The organism is Shewanella sp. 10N.286.45.A1, from assembly GCF_041470405.1.
Taxonomy (GTDB): Bacteria; Pseudomonadota; Gammaproteobacteria; order Enterobacterales; family Shewanellaceae; genus Shewanella.
In genome coordinates this window covers 1-18073 of record NZ_JBFRMK010000290.1, presented here as the reverse complement: position 1 = coordinate 18073, position 18073 = coordinate 1, and the positions used below count along the sequence as shown (strand labels likewise).

Genomic DNA, 18073 nt, shown 5'->3' with positions numbered 1-18073 from the left:
TGCTAGAAAGGGTTTGATAGAAAGGAATGAATGGATGAGTACTGTCGGCCAAAAAGAGCGTGCAACCCAAGATCGCGTGGTTCGATTTTTTCGGGACCAGTTAAAGTATGACTACCTAGGTAACTGGGAGTACCGCGAAAATAATCGCAACGTTGAAACTAATCTACTAAGCAGTTGGTTAAAAAAGCGTGGCGTACCTGAAGCATTGATTGCACGTACTTTACGTAAGTTGGATATGGCCGCAGCACTGGGTGAAGGTAAAAAGCTTTACGACGCCAATAAAGAAGTCTATCGGTTACTCCGTTATGGCGTAAAAGAGAAAGAAGGTGCAGGTGAGTTAAACCAGACCGTATGGCTAATTGACTGGGAAAACATCGAAGCGAATGACTTTGCCATAGCAGAAGAGGTGACCGTAAAAGGCGAACATAAAAAGCGGCCTGACATTGTACTGTATGTAAATGGTATTGCCTTGGGGGTTATTGAGCTTAAGCGTTCGTCTGTATCCGTGAGTGAAGGCATTCGTCAAAACCTCGACAACCAGAAAAAAGCCTTCATTCGTAACTTCTTTACCAGCATGCAGCTAGTCATGGCGGGTAACGATACCCAAGGCATTCGTTATGGCACCATCGAAACCACAGAGAAATACTATCTAGAATGGAAAGAACCAAGCAGTGATACTGCTCTACCACAGGCTGATATTACTACTGATACCATTTTAGATACTCATCTGGCGCAACTGTGCGATAAGAATCGATTCTTACAGCTAATTCATGATTTTATTGTGTTTGATGCTGGTGTTAAAAAGACTTGTCGCCATAATCAGTTTTTCGGAATTCAAGCCGCTAAAAAGCATGTGAACTCCCACTCAGCTAACAAACAAGGTGGGATTATTTGGCATACCCAAGGTTCAGGAAAAAGCTTAACCATGGTGTGGTTGGCTAAATGGATTAGAGAGAACGTGAGTGACTCAAGGGTACTCATTATTACTGACCGCACTGAGCTTGATGAACAGATTGAGACGGTATTCTCTGGCGTTGATGAAGAAATCTATCGTACTAAAAGTGGCCGTGATCTCATTGCCACCTTAGGTGAGCCGAATCCATGGCTGTTGTGTTCGTTAGTACATAAATTTGGTCGTAATGGTGAAGACGATAACGAAGAAAGTGAAGTAGCTACGGCTGAATATATTGAATCGTTATCTAGTAGTGTGATGAGTAACTTTACCGCTCAAGGTAAGTTGTTTGTGTTTGTTGATGAATGCCACAGAACCCAGTCAGGCAAGCTGCATAGTGCGATGAAAACCATTTTACCTGATGCGATGTTTATTGGTTTTACGGGGACACCACTGATGAAGAAGGACAAGAAAAAGTCTTTAGAGGTGTTTGGTCCTTATATTCATACCTATAAATTCAATGAAGCGGTAGAAGATGGTGTGGTACTCGATCTACGCTATGAAGCGCGTGATATTGATCAGCATTTAACGTCACAGAAAAAGGTCGACCAATGGTTTGAAGCGAAGACTAAAGGTATCTCTAATCTCGCGAGGATGCAGCTTAAACAGAGGTGGGGCACCATGCAGAAGGTGCTGTCGAGTAAATCTCGCTTAGAACAGATTGTTAGCGATATCTTGATGGATATGGAGTTAAAACCAAGGCTAATGGATGGCCGAGGCAATGCAATGCTGGTGTGTGCCAGTGTGCATCAAGCTTGTGTAGTGTATGACTTATTTAGCAAAACTGATTTAGCGGGTAAGTGTGCCATTGTTACCAGCTATCAGCCAGTGGCGGGCTCGATTAAAGGTGAAGAATCGGGAGAAGGCTTAACCGAGAAACTATTTAAGTACGACACCTACCGGAAAATGTTGGCAGATTATTTTGAACAAAGTGAAGACGATGCGGCAAAACGTGTAGAAGAGTTTGAAAAGTTGGTGAAGAACCGATTCATCAAAGAGCCCGGACAAATGCGTTTGCTTATAGTCGTAGATAAGCTGCTAACGGGCTTTGATGCACCTTCAGCGACCTACCTTTACATTGATAAGAGCATGGCTGATCACAACCTGTTCCAAGCTATTTGCCGTGTAAACCGTCTTGATGGTGAAGACAAAGAATATGGCTATATTATCGATTATAAGGATTTATTTCGTTCTTTAGATAAAGCGATTAAGGACTACACCGCAGAAGCCTTTGATGGATATGACCAAGATGATGTCGCAGGTCTACTTAAAGATCGTCTAGTGCAGTCTCGTGAAGATTTAGACAATGCGTTAGAAATGGTTCGTGCCTTGTGTGAACCTGTAAAAGCGCCGCGTGATACCAAAGATTTTATCCACTACTTTTGTGGAGAGTCGGGTGTTGAACCCACTGATATCGATGAGCGCTCAGAAAAAGAAGCCCTTCGTTTAACCTTGTATCAAGCAGTAGCTAAGCTTTTAAGGGCATACGCCAACTTGGCTAATGAGATGGAGCAAGCGGGTTATTCACCTACCGAGGCCAACAGTATCCGACAGGAAGTTATCTACTTTGAGAAGGTACGTGACGAGGTTAAGTTAGCCAGTGGTGATTTGCTGGAAATGAAGCGCTTTGAACCTGCGATGCGCCATCTTCTGGATATGTACATTCGTGCTGATGATAGCGAATTACTCATGGACTTTGAGGAATTAGGCCTCATTGATTTAGTGGTGAATAACAACGGTGAAGGGTTAGATTCATTACCTAAAGACCTACGCGAGAATGAAGAAGCGATGGCTGAAGCTATTGAGAACAATGTGCGTAAAACGATTGTGGATGAAAACCCAATCAACCCCAAATACTACGATCAAATGTCGTCATTGTTAGATGAGATTATTAGACAGCGCCGCGAAAAAGCGCTGAACTATCAAGAATACCTTGAGCAGATCAGAGAGCTGGCTAAAAAAGTGGTAAACCCTAGCGGTAATCGTAGCGCAAGTTATCCTGATTCTGTTGATACAGCAGCTAAGCAATCACTGTATGACAACTTGGGTAATGATGAAGTGCTGACAGCCAAAATTGATACGGCTGTACGCTACACAAAAAAAGCCGATTGGTTGGGTGATCGCTTTAAAGAGCGTGAAATAGCTAACGCTATTCGCGAAGAAACCAAAGGCTATGACGTTGATATTGTGGAAGTGATGGAGCGAGTGAAAGCACAGAAGGAATATCATTAATGTCGGTAACAGGTAGTGAAGACATTAAAATTGGAGGTATTGAGGTTCAGGTAAATCGTAAAGCGATTAAAAACCTGCACTTAAGTGTATTGCCACCCCAAGGACGTGTGCGTTTGTCAGTACCACACGGTACTGGTGATCAAGCAATCCGTTTGGCCATTATTAATAAGTTAGCTTGGATAAAGCAGCAGCAGGCAGACTTTACTGCCCAGCCTCGCCAATCAAGTCGAGAAATGGTGAGCGGTGAAAGTCATTACCTTTGGGGTAAACGCTATCGACTTAGCATTGTTGATACCTTGGGTAAGCATACAGTGACAGAAAAAGGCTTAACTAAATTAGAGTTAGCAGTAACAAAAAACACCAGTGTGGATAATCGTCTTAAGTTGCTTAATGTTTTTTATCGCAAGCGAATGCAAGAATCTATCGCTAAGTTGCTCCCTCATTGGCAAACGAAGCTAGGTGTTGAATCAAATGATATCGGCATTAAGAAGATGAAGACCAAGTGGGGAAGCTGCAACATACAAGCAAAAAGGTTGTGGCTCAACCTAGAGCTAGCTAAAAAGCCACCAGAGTGCATGGAGTACATATTGGTGCATGAGCTAGTCCACTTGCTTGAACGCCATCATAACGACCGCTTTCGAGCCATTATGGATAAAAATATGCCTGACTGGCGCGAGCGCCGAAATCTACTTAATAGCTTGCCTTTGGCTTATGAGGATTGGAGTTATTAGATATTATCTCACATAGTTTTCTGGAAATAATGATTTGCTCTAGAGAGCTCTTTTGCTAGTGATTTACTCCAACGCATAAAAAAAGGAAGTATAGTTTGAATATTAGTGGTTTTCTTATAAATGATATACTTTGGGATGGGTTAAGAACTTGCCAAAAAGGTAGTATTCAAACTGCATTGAGCTATGTAAGAAGGCCGCTGAACGATGAAGCTAAATCTTGTTTAATCAGCTTGCCGACAGGAGCTGGTAAGTCAGGGGTTATTAGTGTTATCTGTCACAAGGCGACACAAAAAAGAGTATTGGTTCTATGTCATCGAAGAGCAGTATGCAACCAACTTCTTGATGACATAAAAGGTAAGTTTTTTTGCGAGCGAGCAGAGGGAGAAGATATCCCCTTGAAGCCCGCCTTTAACAATGTTGACGATACTTCTGCTAACGGTGTTTATGTTTCAACCTTTCAAAAACTACAAACTTTCGAGCAAGATCAGTTAGATGAGTTAAAGCGAAATATTGATCTGGTTATTATCGATGAAGGTCACGCTGAACCATCTCCGGTATGGTGTAACTTGGTGAGAAATATTGGTGCGCATAAAATAGTCATTACTGCGACGCCATATCGAAACGACCTATTTCAGTTTGATATTGATGCTAATGCTAGCTACATCTATACCTTTGAAAAAGCTCTTGAAGATGGTGTGCTAAAAGAGCCTGAATTTGAATCCATTCAACCTGATGATTTAAGCGCATCTATTCGTCAATTTTTAGATGAAAACCCTGGTACCAAGTGCATCATAAAGTGTAATAAATTTAGTGATATTGAACACTATTACGATCGATTAAATGATGACTTCAATTTGCTAGCGATTCATGAGCAGTTCACTGGCGACCCTCGTGAGCATACCAAGTCATCGGTACCTGCTAACCTAAAGAGTTCAGCATATGAAGTAATTATTCATCAACGTAAGCTTGATGAAGGTGTTGATATCCCGCAAGCTAAACTGTTGATTTTGACCTATGCCGTGAGTAGTGGCAGAGAGCTAGTTCAAACCATAGGGCGTGTTGTTCGTTTGTTTGATGACGTAGAGCCAAAAGTATTAGAGTTTGGACAAAATGCAAATGAACAGATGTGGCTTAATTATCGAATATTTGATGTATCACTTAGTGATGACAGTGCCGCAACTAAGTTCATTGCATCATTAGATGTAAACAAACTCATCGAGCTCTATTTAGAGGCTTTTCCTGATGCGAGTTACTATGGTAATCGCTTCTTAAGTAAATTTGATCTTAATGCCTTTAACCCAGAAGTATCTCTTAACATTCCTACTGCCTCAGTGTGTTTTTTAAACCAATCTGCCGACTTCAATATTGAGGTTATGTTAGATACCTTGTATTGGCGATGTAATAATGCAGGAGAGTTAGCAAGGAAGATCGATACTGAGTTTGGTATTAAGGTTATTGTATCTATTGCATTTAATCGGTCTAAATTTCTAACAGATCAGTTTTTCTTTGAACCATCACTAGAGATCACCCTGTTTAAAGAAGTTGCTCAAAATGTAGTTGCGATTTATGACAGTCGAGGCCGTAGGTTTAATGGTGACAAGGATTTGAAGTTGGGTGCTGCTGTCACACAAGACCAATTACTAAACGTCATGTCACTAGGGGTCTCAGCTAAAACAAAAGAAGCAAGCAGTAAGTCTGTTAGTACCGCTAGAAGACGCCCTGAAAGCGTTGCGGTAAAGGGGGACGACTTAGAACAAATGGCAGACTTACAAGGTAATGCTGCTTATCGACTCTCGACTATGAGGTGTGACACGTATAACCAGTTAGAGCAAAAATCAGGAAGTTATTACGTCGGGGTTGATTCCGGACGAATTTCCGACCAAAAAGAAAGCTCATTTAGTTTAGGTGAACTGAATGATTGGTTAGAGGGGATGGAAGCTATGATTTCATCGAATCAAGCCATAACTAGTGCATTATTGCACTCTTTTGCCAAACCTATCCCTGTAAATGTTGATTTAAATATTGAAAGCCTCATCTTTGACTTTAGTGAATTTGATTGCCCTATCAACTTACTAGCTGGTGATGAGCAATTCACTCTCGAAAATGGATTTATATATAGAGAGTATGATAATGGTTGTTTGCTAAGTTCTGAGGTTGAGGAGAGTAAGGTAACCGTTAATCTTCAGATAACAGAGCCATATTTAGTCTTAAGCACGGATGAGCTAATACTGTATTCATTGGAAGATGGAGTTGAGCCTCACCTTGATATAGTGGATTTACTTACAGAGCGCTTACACAAAGCCCTTTTGGATAATGGTGTGGGTTATTCACAGGGGCAGTTTTTCGAACTGAAATTACCTGTAGAAAATGAATTTGAGATTACTAACTCACAGCTAGCAAATGTGGTTATTGGGCTGGATTCATTAGTGGGTGAAAATCTTGATGAAAAAGGCTTAAACAATGGTGTATATCAAATTGTAGAACAAGGATTTAGTGTTGATTCTATCTTTTATCAATTAGACCAAATTAAGGCAAACTCACTAGCTAATCCAACGCTCAATGAATTAGGGCCGTTTAATCAGTACATCCCAGCTGCTGATATAGTGCTCAATACCGATATGGGTACTGAACCAGCCGACTTTATTCTCTCTTCATCTGATAAGTTAGTTTATGTACACGTAAAATGTGGATCATCGCAAAATCCACAATCATCAGCAGGAGCACTTGCTGAAGTAGGCTCTCAGGCAATAAAGAATATTGAGATGTTGATTAGCGGTGATACTAACTTAAAGGCGGCAAATTGGAATCGCTTGCTAGGCCCTTGGCCACAAAATGGCGCAGCTCAACAAATGCAAGAAAGAATCCGAATGTTTGAAAGTCAGCAATTTACAGCAGGAACAGATGATGAAAGAGAGTTGAAGACAGCTGAAGTCTGGGATGTAGTTACACAAAGAAGGCGCTCAAGCAGAGTTCATAAAGAAGTTTGGATAGTTGCTGCTAATAGCTTCTCAGCTCGTCATTTTGCAACGCAATTATCTCGAGGACATAATGCTCGAAGTGAATCATTGCAGGCATACCAACTAATACAAAGTTGGTTATCCACGACACAAGCTAATGACGTAGAATTGAAGATATTCGTATCTCCTTAGTTACCATTACTTAGCTGAAATTTGCTAGTTTACTTATCTAAACCTATACCAAGGTGATTATTTTTTTAGATAGAGATAGTAACGCCTCTCTTCGCTCTTCCAAATAATCATTTTGATTATAGATACCTTCAACACCCTTTAGCTTGTGATTCAAACACCTCTCGGCGACTTCGCCGGGAGTGCCTTGTTTTGCCAGTAGCGTACGGCACGTACGGCGCAAGTCATGCACGGTAAAGGGCTTCATGTCACCCATCAAATTTGGCGGCTGTTTCTTTTTACCTGCTTCATGTCCAAATAGCTTTGTAATTGCTCTGTTGAGTGTATCAGGGCCCATATGAGGGCGTTTACTGGCTCGTCGATTAGGGAATACATAGTCGGAACCAAAGCCTCTTAATTTTAACTCATCAAGCCACTTCAACACTTCTGTTGCTAACGGAATGGTAAAGCCAACATTAGTTTTACTGCGCTCTTTTGGTAAGTGCCATAAGCTTTCTTCTAGATTAAATTCTTCCCATTTCGCTTCACACAATTCAGATTTACGTACCCCTAAACAAACCAATAATGCACAAGCCAGATAGTTGTCACGACTAAAGCTGGTGCTGTTTTCTCTGGCAATACGGAAAAACTCAGTTAGCTCTTCCTCGCTTAACGCACGGTCTTTGCTTTGTTCTATGCCACCAGCGTCCCTAACAGTGAACGCAGAGGCGGGGTTGCCTTGTAGAAGGTCCAACTTCATTCCGTGATTAAAAAGCTGCTTACAGTGGCCTAGAGCGTCATTGGCAATGGTCGGTCGACCTGAATCATTAATCGCTGTGATTGCTGTGCGAATATCACGGGCGGTAATTCTATCGAGAGGGATGTCACCGATGTGTGGGGCGATATCTTTGGTGTAAACACGTTTGGGGATATTCGGGTGCTTGAGGCGTTTAACTAAGGTTGGGTACCAATCTTCAAATAAGTCATTAACGGTTTTAATGCTTTCTTGTTCGGCACGCTTGCGTTGTAAGAGGGGATCAAAGCCTTCACGGACTTGCTTCATTTTAGTTGCGGCTTCGAGGCGGGCATTTGATAAGGAGAGATCTTTAACCTTACCAAGCGTCATTTCACGGCGCTTTTTATTGGAGGTAAAACGTAACATCCAACTTGCGGTGCCGGACGCTGGAACCACAAGGTATAAGCCCTCACCATCAGCATGGCGCTGTGTTTTCTCGCCACCAGCCTTAATGAGTGCTTCTACTTTTTTAACTGACAACTTAGCCATAACCCACCTCTAACCGTGCATGGTCTTGGTGGATATTGCTTTACCCACCACTTACCTTTGTAGTAAGTCTATCACACCCACCACATTAACCACCACTTGGCGGTGGTTAAAGGTGTATTAAAGAATGCGGTGACGGAAATTGATTTATGGTAAGTTGTTGTATTTTAACTGTTTGAATGCAATAAAATGCAGTTGTAACTATTATTCAATATTTTGGATCTGCTCGCGCATCTGCTCAATCAGTACTTTAAGTTCTACCGCAGCGGCAGTCACTTCTGCGCTGATAGATTTTGAGGCTAAGGTGTTTGATTCACGGTTAAACTCTTGCATCATAAAGTCTAAACGGCGACCTTGTGCGCCACCTTTTTTCAAGATTAGGCGCGTCTCGGCAACGTGTGCATCAAGTCTATCCATCTCTTCGGCAACATCCATCTTCTGCGCCATTAACACCATCTCTTGCTCCATACGAGCAGGATCAAGCTCGCCGGTGATTTCAGCTAGGCGGTTAGTTAGTTTATCGCGTTGCCATTGCATCACAGCTGGCATGTGTTCACGAACAACTGCTACTTGATCCACTATTTGGTCAAGGCGGGTTTGCAGCATGGTATTGATTGCTTCACCTTCACGGCCACGGGCTTCAATGAATTGATCGATGGCTAAGTTGAAAGCATTCAATAGATCTTTGCCTAAGGCGTCCATATCCTGCTCAGAGCTAGACATCACCCCTGGCCAGCGCAGTACGTCAACGACGTTGAGCTCACCTTGCTTGGCTTCATCTTTTACCCAGTTAGCAGCATTGATTATCTGCTTTGCAAGCTCTTGGTTTAATTGTAGCTCGCTGCTATCACCTTCATTAAGGTCGTAACGCAGATTAACTTCGACTTTACCGCGGTTTAAACGTTTACGTAGACGATCTCTAAGCACGGGCTCTAAGCTGCGGAAATGTTCCGGAAGGCGCAGGTAAGTTTCTAGGTAGCGCTGGTTAACTGAACGGATTTCCCAAGAGGCGGTGCCCCAATCTGCTTTGTGCTCTATGCGAGCATAGGCTGTCATGCTTTGGATCATGGATGATTTCCAGTGTAGTTCGTCTAAGTGAGCTGTGATTATAGCCAGCTTAGGCAGTGCGTCAAAGCAAACTCTGTTTATTCGCTAACACTTTCAAGCTTTTCTGCTCAGCTGAGGTGATTGAGATGGCATAGTGGTCAACATGTCCCTATAATAAGCAGCCAAATTACCCCTTAGATCTTAACTACAGGAATTCACCATGCGCCCAAGCAACAGAACTCCAGCACAATCTCGTCCAGTGACGATTACCCGCCAATTTACCGCTCATGCCGAAGGTTCGGTATTGGTTGAGTTTGGTGACACTAAAGTACTTTGTACTGCCAGTTTTGAAGAGGGTGTACCGCGTTTTCTTAAAGGCCAAGGCCAAGGTTGGGTAACGGCTGAATATGGCATGTTGCCGCGTTCGACTCATAGCCGCATGAACCGTGAAGCTGCTCGTGGTAAGCAGTCAGGTCGTACTCAAGAGATCCAGCGTTTAATCGGTCGCTCATTGCGTGCTGCTGTGGATATGAAACTACTGGGTGAAAACACTATCGTTATCGATTGTGATGTTATTCAAGCTGATGGCGGCACCCGTACTGCAGCTATTACTGGCGCATGTGTGGCGCTAGTTGATGCTTTGAATTGGGCTCGTGGTAAAGGCATATTGAAGACTAACCCACTTAAGTTCCTGATTGCCGCTGTGAGTGTTGGTATCTACAAAGGTGAGCCAATCTGCGATTTAGAGTATATCGAAGATAGCGCTGCTGAAACCGACATGAACGTTGTGATGACTGAAACCGGTAAGATGATTGAGATCCAAGGCACTGCTGAAGGTGAGCCGTTCACTCATGAAGAGCTATTAAGCCTATTAGACTTGGCCAAGCATGGCATTCGAGAGATCGTTGATACTCAGAAAGCTGCTTTGAGCTAAGACGTTATTAAGGGCCCTACGGGGTCCTTTTTGTAAGTGCTTTTTGTCAGCACTTATCATTTAAAAGTTATTATAAAAATTGAGTCACCCCTACATATTTTAAGGAGATATTGTGAAAGCCTATCAACGTGAGTTTATTGAGTTTGCCCTTGAGCGTCAGGTACTAAGATTTGGCGAATTTACGTTAAAATCAGGCCGCACTAGCCCTTACTTCTTTAACGCTGGCTTGTTTAATACTGGCCGTGATTTAGCGCGCCTTGGTCGCTTCTATGCGGCAGCGTTGGTTGATTCTGGCATTGAGTATGATCTGTTATTTGGCCCTGCATATAAAGGGATCCCTATTGCAACTACCACAGCCGTTGCACTGTGTGATCACCACGATATCGATATGCCTTACTGCTTTAACCGTAAAGAGAAAAAAGATCACGGTGAAGGTGGAAGCTTAGTCGGTAGTGAACTACAAGGTCGCGTGATGCTAGTTGATGATGTGATCACTGCTGGTACTGCAATCCGTGAATCAATGGAAATTATCGCGGCTCATAATGCCAAGCTTGCTGGTGTGTTGATTGCACTGGATCGCCAAGAGAAAGGCAAAGGTGAATTGTCGGCTATTCAGGAGGTTGAGCGTGATTTTGGTTGTGATATCGTTTCAATCATTAAGCTAGAAGACTTGATTAACTACCTCTCTGAAAAGTCAGGAATGGAAACGGAGCTTGCTTCAGTCAGTGCCTACCGTGACCAATACGGGATCTAAGACATCGTTCCAGCGACTGGAGACTTTGCTTAGTGAAAACTAAAAAACGCTGCGTTGATGACGCAGCGTTTTTATTTTTGATTTCAGCTTTTCCTCGCAAGCGAAGGCTATCCTCGAAGCAAAGCGCCCTCGAGCCTTATTTTCGACCTAATTGCTTAGGAACTCTGCCCGTGTCGCCGGATTAGATTTAAAGATCCCACCCAAGGCTGTAGTAGTGGTGGAGCTGGTTGAGTCCATAACACCGCGAGACTTAACACAATAATGTACCGCATCCATTTTTACTGCGACATCTTTGGTCTCAAGCAAGGTTTGCAGGGCGACTAATACCTGCTGTGTCAGGCGTTCTTGCACCTGTGGACGCTGAGCAAAGAAGCGCACAATACGGTTAATCTTGGATAAACCAATAATGTTCTTGCGTGGCAGGTATGCAACGCGAGCTAAGCCATCGATAGTCACCAAGTGGTGCTCACAAGTGCTGGTTAGACTAATGTCATTAACCTTAACCATCTCATAGAAACCCATTTTGTTTTCAATGACGGTGATCTTTGGGAAGTTGGCGTAATCGAGACCTGAAAAAATTTCATCAACGTACATTTTGGCAATGCGTCGTGGGGTTTCTTCCAAACTATCATCGCGCAGGTCGAGTGACATTAAGGTCAAGATCTCGCGCATATGATGTTCTATTTTGTCTTTACGCTCTTCGCGAGTGAACTCACTGGGTAGCATAGGAGTTTCAAGCCCACGCTCAAGCAGAGCGGTTTGAACCAGTTGCGCTGATTCACTGAGGATAGCTTCTTTTGATGTCATAAGGTCCTCCACTGTAACGGGTAGTGGTACTGTCTCAGTGTTCTTAAGTGGCGACACACATTTTGACTGGTATCGCTGAACAGTAATGATAGAGCATTAACGCGTTGCCTTGGCTCTAAGAAGCACGGAGGATACAGCGATTTGCTGTAAATATACACCGAAAAACGTATTGGGGATAAGAAAAACCGACTAAATTAGTCGGCTTTTCTATTTGCAGCATTACAATTTTAGATTGGTTTTCAAAAAGCCCAGCATTTCGTTGTAGTATTTGGCTCTATGCGCATCGTCATAAAAACCATGACCTTCATCGTCCATAACCAGTTTCTTAAACGGATACTTGTGCTCATTTAAGGCATCTTCGAGTGCTTCGAATTGCTCGATAGGTGCTCTTTCATCTTCGCCGCCATGAACTAGCATGATGTTGGCCTTGAGTTTATCGACATTGTGGGTTGGTGACATCGAACGCAGTATGCTTTCATTTTCACCTAGCACCTCTTTGAGGTAGCGCTTACCTGCACGGCGGCCTTGTACATCACCTTCATCGAACATCAGCTGTAAATCGTAAACTCCGGCGAAACCAATAGCACATTTAAACAGATCTGGTTCTATCGCTGAGCTTTGAATTGCTGAGTAGCCACCGAAGCTGCCACCCACAATACAGATGCGGTCCTTATCTACCATGCCCTGTTCGATAACATACTTAGTAGCATCAATAATGTCGTACTGGATGTTGGTGCCCCATTTTTGATGGCCTGCATTTTCAAACTCATTCCCGTAGCCGCCTGAACCACGGAAGTTGATCTGCAAGACTGCAGCGCCTTGACTGGCGATCATTTGGTTTTGTGGGTCAAAGCCCCATCGGTCTCTTGGGCCATGAGGTCCGCCATGAGGGTTGACGACTAGTGGTAGGTTTTTAGCTTCAACACCATGGGGTAAGGTTATGTAGCCATGTATTGTTACGCCATCTCTGCTGGTAAACTTAACCGGTTTAATTTCGGCCATTTTGTCTGGGTCTAGCCACTTCTTTTTAGATACCAGATACTCTAGTTTTTTAGTCTTTGTATTAAATAGATAGTAGTCGCCTGGGTTACGGTCATTGAAAGCCTTGATAATGATTTGGTCGGCATCGGTTGTTTGGCTAACTAAGTGGATCTGATGCCCTGGTAGAGCCGCTAAAAGTTGCTTGATGCGCTTAGCCGAGGGATCTTTTGAATCGACAAACTCGTATGTTGGGTAGCCATTTTCATACTCGATAGCGTAGAGTTTTTTGGTGATAGCGTTAATCCATACATTACTTGGGTCTACCACTTTATCTTGGCTTACGAGCTTTTTATCGCCAGTTTTGATATTCACTAAGTATACGCCAGCTGGTTTACCTGCTTCGCTTGCGGTGACATATAAGCTGTCTTTGTCATCGCTAAATGCAATTGGTTTTATTGCGTCTAAGCCAAGATTTAACTTATCAGTATCTCTCCAATTACCGTCATTTCGGTAATATAATTTTGAATTGACGTAGTCTCGAGTGCCACTGACAAAGCGTACGTTGCCATCATGATCGGTTAAGAAATTCGGGTAGGTGATTGGTGCTGTTGCGACTTTTTTGCGTCGACCTTTATATACGTCGACGCGATAAACTTTTTGAGTATTCTCGGCCATATTACTACCGCCACTCCCCCAAGGAAGTGCTTGAACGAGCATATAACGATCATCTTCTGGTAGTGGATCTAGGATATAAGCCGTTGCGCGAATTGGGGTGTTTTTTCTCAGGTTTGAACCGGTTTGCTGTTCACCGCCTTGGTAACCAAAGAGGTAAGTTGCTTTAGAACCGTCGGCGTTGACTGCCATTAATTCGCCGTAATAGAGCGGGTGGTCGCTCCAGCCTTTTAAATATTCTTTTTGCATCACTAGTCGTTCATCATTAACCCATTCGTAATGGCCGACTTGTGCATTACCATTAAAGAAAATAGCGTGTACATAGGATCTATCTGCAGCTTTTAGGATAAGTAGCATGTCTTTACCATCTTTTTTGGTAATCACGCTGAGATAATCTCCTGCTGGAGATATTTTGACTTGCGAGAACTCAGCCGAACGGCTGAATAAATTGGCTGCATCGTTGGTTTTTGCTGATGCGTAGCAACTTAGCCAAGCTAGGCATACTAGGCTAATGGTTTTAATGAGTTTCATACAACTTCCTTGTGAAAAAATATTAGCTTTTATAGATATTTGCAATAATTAGACACGAGGAAAGTAAACCAAAATTAGTAGGTAGGCAATGGTTTTGTACAATTAGGCAGCATGTTTGCTCTGCTGCCTTTTTTTATGATATTTAGCTTTTAGCTCTGCAGTAATTGCTGCTGCACGAATGTCCACTGTTCGTTAAAGTGCTTAGTCGGTTTAAGCTTAAATTCACTGCGAACAAACTGGGCAATTCGGCCTTCGGCAATTGCCATGAGTAAGTTGGCTAACACTGCTTCATCAATGCTAAATGCTTGCCCTTCACGTAGACTCTTCTCGCGTAAAATCTGTTTAAGATGAGTTTCTATCTTTGAGAAAAGCTGGCTAATTCGGCTGCGTAAACGTTCATTTTCACCCAGTAAAGCATCACCATTGAGTACTCTTGAAATCCCTGGATTACGTTCGGCAAAAACCAACAATAGTTGCAGTAACTGCTGGCAACGTTTCATGGTGTCTTTCTCTTCATCCATGATGAGATTGATGCGAGACAGTAATGACTCTTCGATAAACTCAATAAGGCCTTCAAACATCCGTGCTTTGCTCGGAAAGTGGCGATAAAGCGCCGCTTCTGACACACCGACTTCCGCTGCTAATTTGGCGGTAGTGATACGTTGTCCTGGGCTTGTCTCTAACATGGTCGCTAAACATTGTAGGATGTGTTCGCGGCGATTAATCTTTGGGCTTGCAGCCATTTATCAGTCCTTCACTCGATTACTACTGAGCGAGACGGCAAGGAAACAACGCTCCGTGCTGTCCATAAAATGTAGTGGTGTGCTTAAATGTGGTTATTATTTTGTGCCTGAATGGCCAAAGCCGCCAGCACCGCGATCAGAGCTATCAAACTCATCAACAAGCTTAAACTCTGCCTGCACAACGGGAACAAATACTAATTGTGCGAGGCGGTCACCGATTTCTATCGTGAATGGCTCACTGCCGCGATTCCAGCAAGAGACCATTAACGGACCTTGGTAATCTGAATCAATCAATCCGACTAAGTTACCGAGTACGATGCCGTGCTTATGGCCCAAGCCTGAACGAGGCAGAATAATTGCCGCCAAGCTCGGATCTGCTACGTGTACAGCAATACCTGTTGGAATGAGTACGGTTTCACCTGGCTGTATGGTGAGTGCGGTATCAGTAATTGCACGTAGATCCATTCCTGCACTGCCTGGAGTCGCGTAGGCAGGTAACGGAAACTGTGTGCCAATGCGTGAGTCGAGAATTTTCAGTTCGATCGGTGTTTTCATTTCGTTTTTACTTTTTCCGCGATTAGGGTCAGTAATTGCTTGGCTAGAGTTAGCTTGTCGACAGCGGGGAGGTGAGTTACACCATCGTGCCAAAAGACGCTAAGTGCGTTATTGTCGCTATTAAAACCAATGCTGCTATTCGACACATCATTGGCGGCAATCATATCAAGTTTTTTGCGCTCAAGTTTACCTTTTGCGTATTGCTCAACATTATTGGTTTCTGCTGCAAAACCGATCGTAAACGGACGTTTTGGATGACTGGCAACGCTGGCTAAGATATCAGGATTTCGCACTAGCGCAAGTTGCATCTGCTCGGCTGATTTTTTGATCTTACTTTCTGCCACATCAGCAATTCGATAATCAGCTACCGCAGCGCAACCGATAAAAATTTGGTTTTTTTCGACTTCTGGCAGCACAGCATCAAGCATCTGTTGTGCAGACTCCACATCAATGCGGTTGACGTTAGCTGGTGTTGCTAGATTGACTGGCCCGGTAACCAGCGTAACTTTAGCGCCCATTGCTGCTGCGGCACTTGCTAGAGAAAAGCCCATTTTTCCAGAGCTATGGTTAGAAATATATCTAACAGGGTCGATGGCTTCGCGTGTTGGCCCTGCAGTTAACAGTAAAGAGATACCTGCTAATAATGTTGGGCCAAAGAACTGCACGGCTTTTTCAGCGATATCCACCGGCTCTAACATTCTACCTGGACCGACTTCTCCACAGGCTTGTGAGCCTGAATCGGGCCCCCAAACTGTCATGCCTCGCTGAGCGACAGTGACTAAGTTGGCTTGAGTTGCGGCATTGCGATACATCTGCTGGTTCATTGCAGGACAAAGTACGATAGGCGCTTCGGTGGCTAGGCAAGTGGTGGTGATGAGTTCATCAGCCATGCCGTTACTGATACGTGCAATCAGATTTGCGGTAGCTGGTGCCACAATCACTAAGTCTGCCCAACGAGCTAATTCAATATGGCCCATGGATGCTTCAGCGCTTGGGTCAAGAAGATCGGTCGAGACTGGATAGCCTGATAATGCTTGTAGAGTGAGTGGGGTAATAAATTCTTGCGCGCTTTGGCTCATAACGACTCTAACATCGGCACCGCGATCTTTTAGTTTGCGGACTAAGTCTGCTGATTTATAGGCTGCAATACCGCCGCCAATTCCTAAAAGTACTTTCTTGTTTTTCAAACCCATAGCAACTCTTTCCATTATCATTTTTACAGATCAAAATATTATCCGCGCAGCCGTAAGATATCACACTCACTCCGCAGTTGATGAACAAGTTATTAAATTGTCGACCATACTCAACTAGAAATAATGACAAGGAGGTTGTTGTGGGAATTAAAGATTGGCCGCAGGGTGAAGGACCAAGAGAAAAGCTATTGCTGAACGGTGCAGCGCAGCTGTCGGATGCAGAGTTACTTGCTGTACTGCTCAGAGTTGGTTTAAAAGGGTTAAGTGCTGTTGAGCTTGCTCGTATGATGATTACAGAGTTTGGCGGGCTTAGAAGCTTGCTGACAGCCTCTCAAACGCAAGTGTGTCGCTTAGATGGCATCGGCCCTGTTAAGTTTGCTCAATTGCAAGCTGCGGTAGAGATTGGCAAGCGAATTTCGCAGGAAAACCTAAAAAGAGGTAAAATTTTATCGGATCCTGATTTAACTCGAGACTATTTAATGAGACAATTGGGAGATCGTGCCTACGAAGTGTTTGCTATTTTACTACTTGATAGCCAACATCGGGTGATTCAATTCGTTGAATTATTCAGAGGTACCATTAACTCAGCGTCGGTTTATCCACGAGATGTGGTGAGCTTGGTGCTTGAGAAAAAGGCTGCGGCTGTGATCGTGTGTCACAATCATCCCTCTGGAATTGCAGAGCCAAGTACAGCCGATAGACGAATTACTGAGCGATTGAAACAAGCACTACAAACCATCGATGTTCCCTTGCTGGACCATATGGTTGTAGGCGATCGAGAGATAGTTTCTTTCGCTGAACGAGGGTGGATAGATTAATCTAACCCTTGATCTTTGATTTTAGATCCTGTATAAAATGCGCCCTCTGTTGTGTGCCTCAGGCGACGGCCGTGTTCGAGGTACATTAATGCTCGAGCGTTATATATATTGTTTTGGAGAAGTTTGACATGTCAAGAGTATGCCAAGTAACTGGCAAGAAACCAATGGTTGGTAACAACCGTTCGCACGCGAAGAATGCTACGCGTCGTCGTTTTTTACCTAACCTACAGAATCACAGATTCTGGTTAGAAACTGAAAAGCGTTTCGTTAAGCTACGTATCTCTACTAAAGGTATGCGTATCATCGATAAGAAAGGTATTGAAGTTGTTGTTGCTGAACTTCGTGCCCGCGGCGAGAAGGTATAATAAACCATGGCTAAATCTAAAGGTAATCGTGAGAAGATCAAGCTAGTATCTAGCGCTAAAACTGGTCACTTCTACACGACTGAAAAGAACAAGCGTAACATGCCTGAAAAGATGGAAATCAAGAAATTTGATCCTGTTATCCGTCAGCACGTTATGTACAAAGAAGCTAAAATCAAGTAATAACTTGTTTGAAGCATCTTCAAAAGCCTCTATTTTTAGAGGCTTTTTTTTGACCTAAAATTACCGCGCCACTAACACCAATTGTATTAATACCAACTCCATTAAAGAGCTGCTTATTCAGCGGCAGTTAAAATCACTTTAGACAAGTCAGTGCCTATCGCTACTCGTTAT

15 protein-coding genes are annotated in these 18073 nt (G+C 43.4%); 8 read left to right on the top strand and 7 right to left on the bottom strand.

Going from position 1 to position 18073, the window contains the following annotated elements; genetic code table 11:
- Nucleotides 1-34: 34 nt before the first annotated feature.
- The 3 genes from AB4238_RS19195 to AB4238_RS19185 all read left to right on the top strand — a co-directional run bounded on the left by AB4238_RS19195 (nt 35) and on the right by AB4238_RS19185 (nt 7064).
- Nucleotides 35-3184, top strand: a complete 3150-nt coding sequence (locus AB4238_RS19195) for a type I restriction endonuclease subunit R (RefSeq protein WP_372034874.1) — start codon at nt 35-37, stop codon at nt 3182-3184.
- Nucleotides 3184-3915 (top strand): M48 family metallopeptidase, encoded by a 732-nt coding sequence (locus AB4238_RS19190; RefSeq protein ID WP_372034873.1) that lies wholly within the window; start codon nt 3184-3186, stop codon nt 3913-3915. The genes AB4238_RS19195 and AB4238_RS19190 overlap by 1 nt, the downstream gene beginning before the upstream one ends.
- Before the next feature lie 95 nt (nt 3916-4010).
- Nucleotides 4011-7064, top strand: a complete 3054-nt coding sequence (locus AB4238_RS19185) for a DEAD/DEAH box helicase (RefSeq protein WP_372034872.1) — start codon at nt 4011-4013, stop codon at nt 7062-7064.
- A 43-nt stretch (nt 7065-7107) separates the two neighbouring features.
- Here the strand turns inward: AB4238_RS19185 and AB4238_RS19180 are convergent, their stop codons facing one another.
- Both AB4238_RS19180 and AB4238_RS19175 read right to left on the bottom strand, forming a co-directional pair.
- The gene (locus AB4238_RS19180; RefSeq protein WP_372034871.1) at nt 7108-8325 is read right to left on the bottom strand and encodes a tyrosine-type recombinase/integrase; all 1218 of its coding nucleotides are present in this window, start codon (nt 8323-8325) and stop codon (nt 7108-7110) included.
- Between the two features lie 201 nt (nt 8326-8526).
- On the bottom strand, nt 8527-9390 hold the full coding sequence (locus AB4238_RS19175; protein WP_372034870.1) for a YicC/YloC family endoribonuclease: 864 nt from the start codon (nt 9388-9390) through the stop codon (nt 8527-8529).
- Nucleotides 9391-9589: 199 nt separating this feature from the next.
- Between AB4238_RS19175 and rph the strand changes: the two genes are divergently transcribed.
- Both rph and pyrE read left to right on the top strand, forming a co-directional pair.
- A complete protein-coding gene (gene rph, locus AB4238_RS19170; RefSeq protein ID WP_372034869.1) occupies nt 9590-10303 on the top strand; it encodes a ribonuclease PH in 714 nt (237 codons plus the stop codon).
- Between the two features lie 112 nt (nt 10304-10415).
- Nucleotides 10416-11057: an orotate phosphoribosyltransferase gene (gene pyrE / locus AB4238_RS19165; protein WP_220738235.1), complete on the top strand. Its 642-nt coding sequence runs from the start codon at nt 10416-10418 to the stop codon at nt 11055-11057.
- A 147-nt stretch (nt 11058-11204) separates the two neighbouring features.
- Here the strand turns inward: pyrE and folE are convergent, their stop codons facing one another.
- From folE to coaBC, 5 genes are all read right to left on the bottom strand, one after another.
- Nucleotides 11205-11864, bottom strand: a complete 660-nt coding sequence (gene folE, locus AB4238_RS19160) for a GTP cyclohydrolase I FolE (protein WP_372034868.1) — start codon at nt 11862-11864, stop codon at nt 11205-11207.
- Nucleotides 11865-12083: 219 nt separating this feature from the next.
- Nucleotides 12084-14048, bottom strand: a complete 1965-nt coding sequence (locus tag AB4238_RS19155) for an alpha/beta hydrolase family protein (protein WP_372034867.1) — start codon at nt 14046-14048, stop codon at nt 12084-12086.
- Between the two features lie 149 nt (nt 14049-14197).
- Nucleotides 14198-14791 carry a nucleoid occlusion factor SlmA gene (gene slmA / locus AB4238_RS19150; protein ID WP_020912312.1) on the bottom strand — a complete coding sequence of 198 codons (594 nt, stop codon included), beginning with the start codon at nt 14789-14791 and terminating at the stop codon, nt 14198-14200.
- Between the two features lie 96 nt (nt 14792-14887).
- The gene (gene dut, locus AB4238_RS19145; RefSeq protein WP_371993443.1) at nt 14888-15346 is read right to left on the bottom strand and encodes a dUTP diphosphatase; all 459 of its coding nucleotides are present in this window, start codon (nt 15344-15346) and stop codon (nt 14888-14890) included.
- The gene (gene coaBC, locus AB4238_RS19140; RefSeq protein WP_372034866.1) at nt 15343-16539 is read right to left on the bottom strand and encodes a bifunctional phosphopantothenoylcysteine decarboxylase/phosphopantothenate--cysteine ligase CoaBC; all 1197 of its coding nucleotides are present in this window, start codon (nt 16537-16539) and stop codon (nt 15343-15345) included. The genes dut and coaBC overlap by 4 nt, the downstream gene beginning before the upstream one ends.
- Before the next feature lie 140 nt (nt 16540-16679).
- On the opposite strand from coaBC, the gene radC reads away from it, so the two are divergent.
- From radC to rpmG, 3 genes are all read left to right on the top strand, one after another.
- Nucleotides 16680-17357 carry a DNA repair protein RadC gene (gene radC, locus AB4238_RS19135; RefSeq protein WP_372034865.1) on the top strand — a complete coding sequence of 226 codons (678 nt, stop codon included), beginning with the start codon at nt 16680-16682 and terminating at the stop codon, nt 17355-17357.
- A 128-nt stretch (nt 17358-17485) separates the two neighbouring features.
- Nucleotides 17486-17722 (top strand): 50S ribosomal protein L28, encoded by a 237-nt coding sequence (rpmB, locus tag AB4238_RS19130; protein ID WP_020912316.1) that lies wholly within the window; start codon nt 17486-17488, stop codon nt 17720-17722.
- 6 nt (nt 17723-17728) lie between these two features.
- Nucleotides 17729-17902: a 50S ribosomal protein L33 gene (rpmG, locus tag AB4238_RS19125; protein WP_011494790.1), complete on the top strand. Its 174-nt coding sequence runs from the start codon at nt 17729-17731 to the stop codon at nt 17900-17902.
- The last annotated feature ends 171 nt before the right edge of the window (nt 17903-18073 follow it).

Coding starts and splice junctions, on each gene's coding strand:
- AB4238_RS19195 (WP_372034874.1), top strand. CDS start 35: ATGAGTACTGTCGGCCAAAAAGAGCGTGCAACCCAAGATCGCGTGGTT.
- AB4238_RS19190 (WP_372034873.1), top strand. CDS start 3,184: ATGTCGGTAACAGGTAGTGAAGACATTAAAATTGGAGGTATTGAGGTT.
- AB4238_RS19180 (WP_372034871.1), bottom strand. CDS start 8,325: ATGGCTAAGTTGTCAGTTAAAAAAGTAGAAGCACTCATTAAGGCTGGT.
- AB4238_RS19175 (WP_372034870.1), bottom strand. CDS start 9,390: ATGATCCAAAGCATGACAGCCTATGCTCGCATAGAGCACAAAGCAGAT.
- rph (WP_372034869.1), top strand. CDS start 9,590: ATGCGCCCAAGCAACAGAACTCCAGCACAATCTCGTCCAGTGACGATT.
- folE (WP_372034868.1), bottom strand. CDS start 11,864: ATGACATCAAAAGAAGCTATCCTCAGTGAATCAGCGCAACTGGTTCAA.
- AB4238_RS19155 (WP_372034867.1), bottom strand. CDS start 14,048: ATGAAACTCATTAAAACCATTAGCCTAGTATGCCTAGCTTGGCTAAGT.
- slmA (WP_020912312.1), bottom strand. CDS start 14,791: ATGGCTGCAAGCCCAAAGATTAATCGCCGCGAACACATCCTACAATGT.
- dut (WP_371993443.1), bottom strand. CDS start 15,346: ATGAAAACACCGATCGAACTGAAAATTCTCGACTCACGCATTGGCACA.
- coaBC (WP_372034866.1), bottom strand. CDS start 16,539: ATGGGTTTGAAAAACAAGAAAGTACTTTTAGGAATTGGCGGCGGTATT.
- rpmB (WP_020912316.1), top strand. CDS start 17,486: ATGTCAAGAGTATGCCAAGTAACTGGCAAGAAACCAATGGTTGGTAAC.
- rpmG (WP_011494790.1), top strand. CDS start 17,729: ATGGCTAAATCTAAAGGTAATCGTGAGAAGATCAAGCTAGTATCTAGC.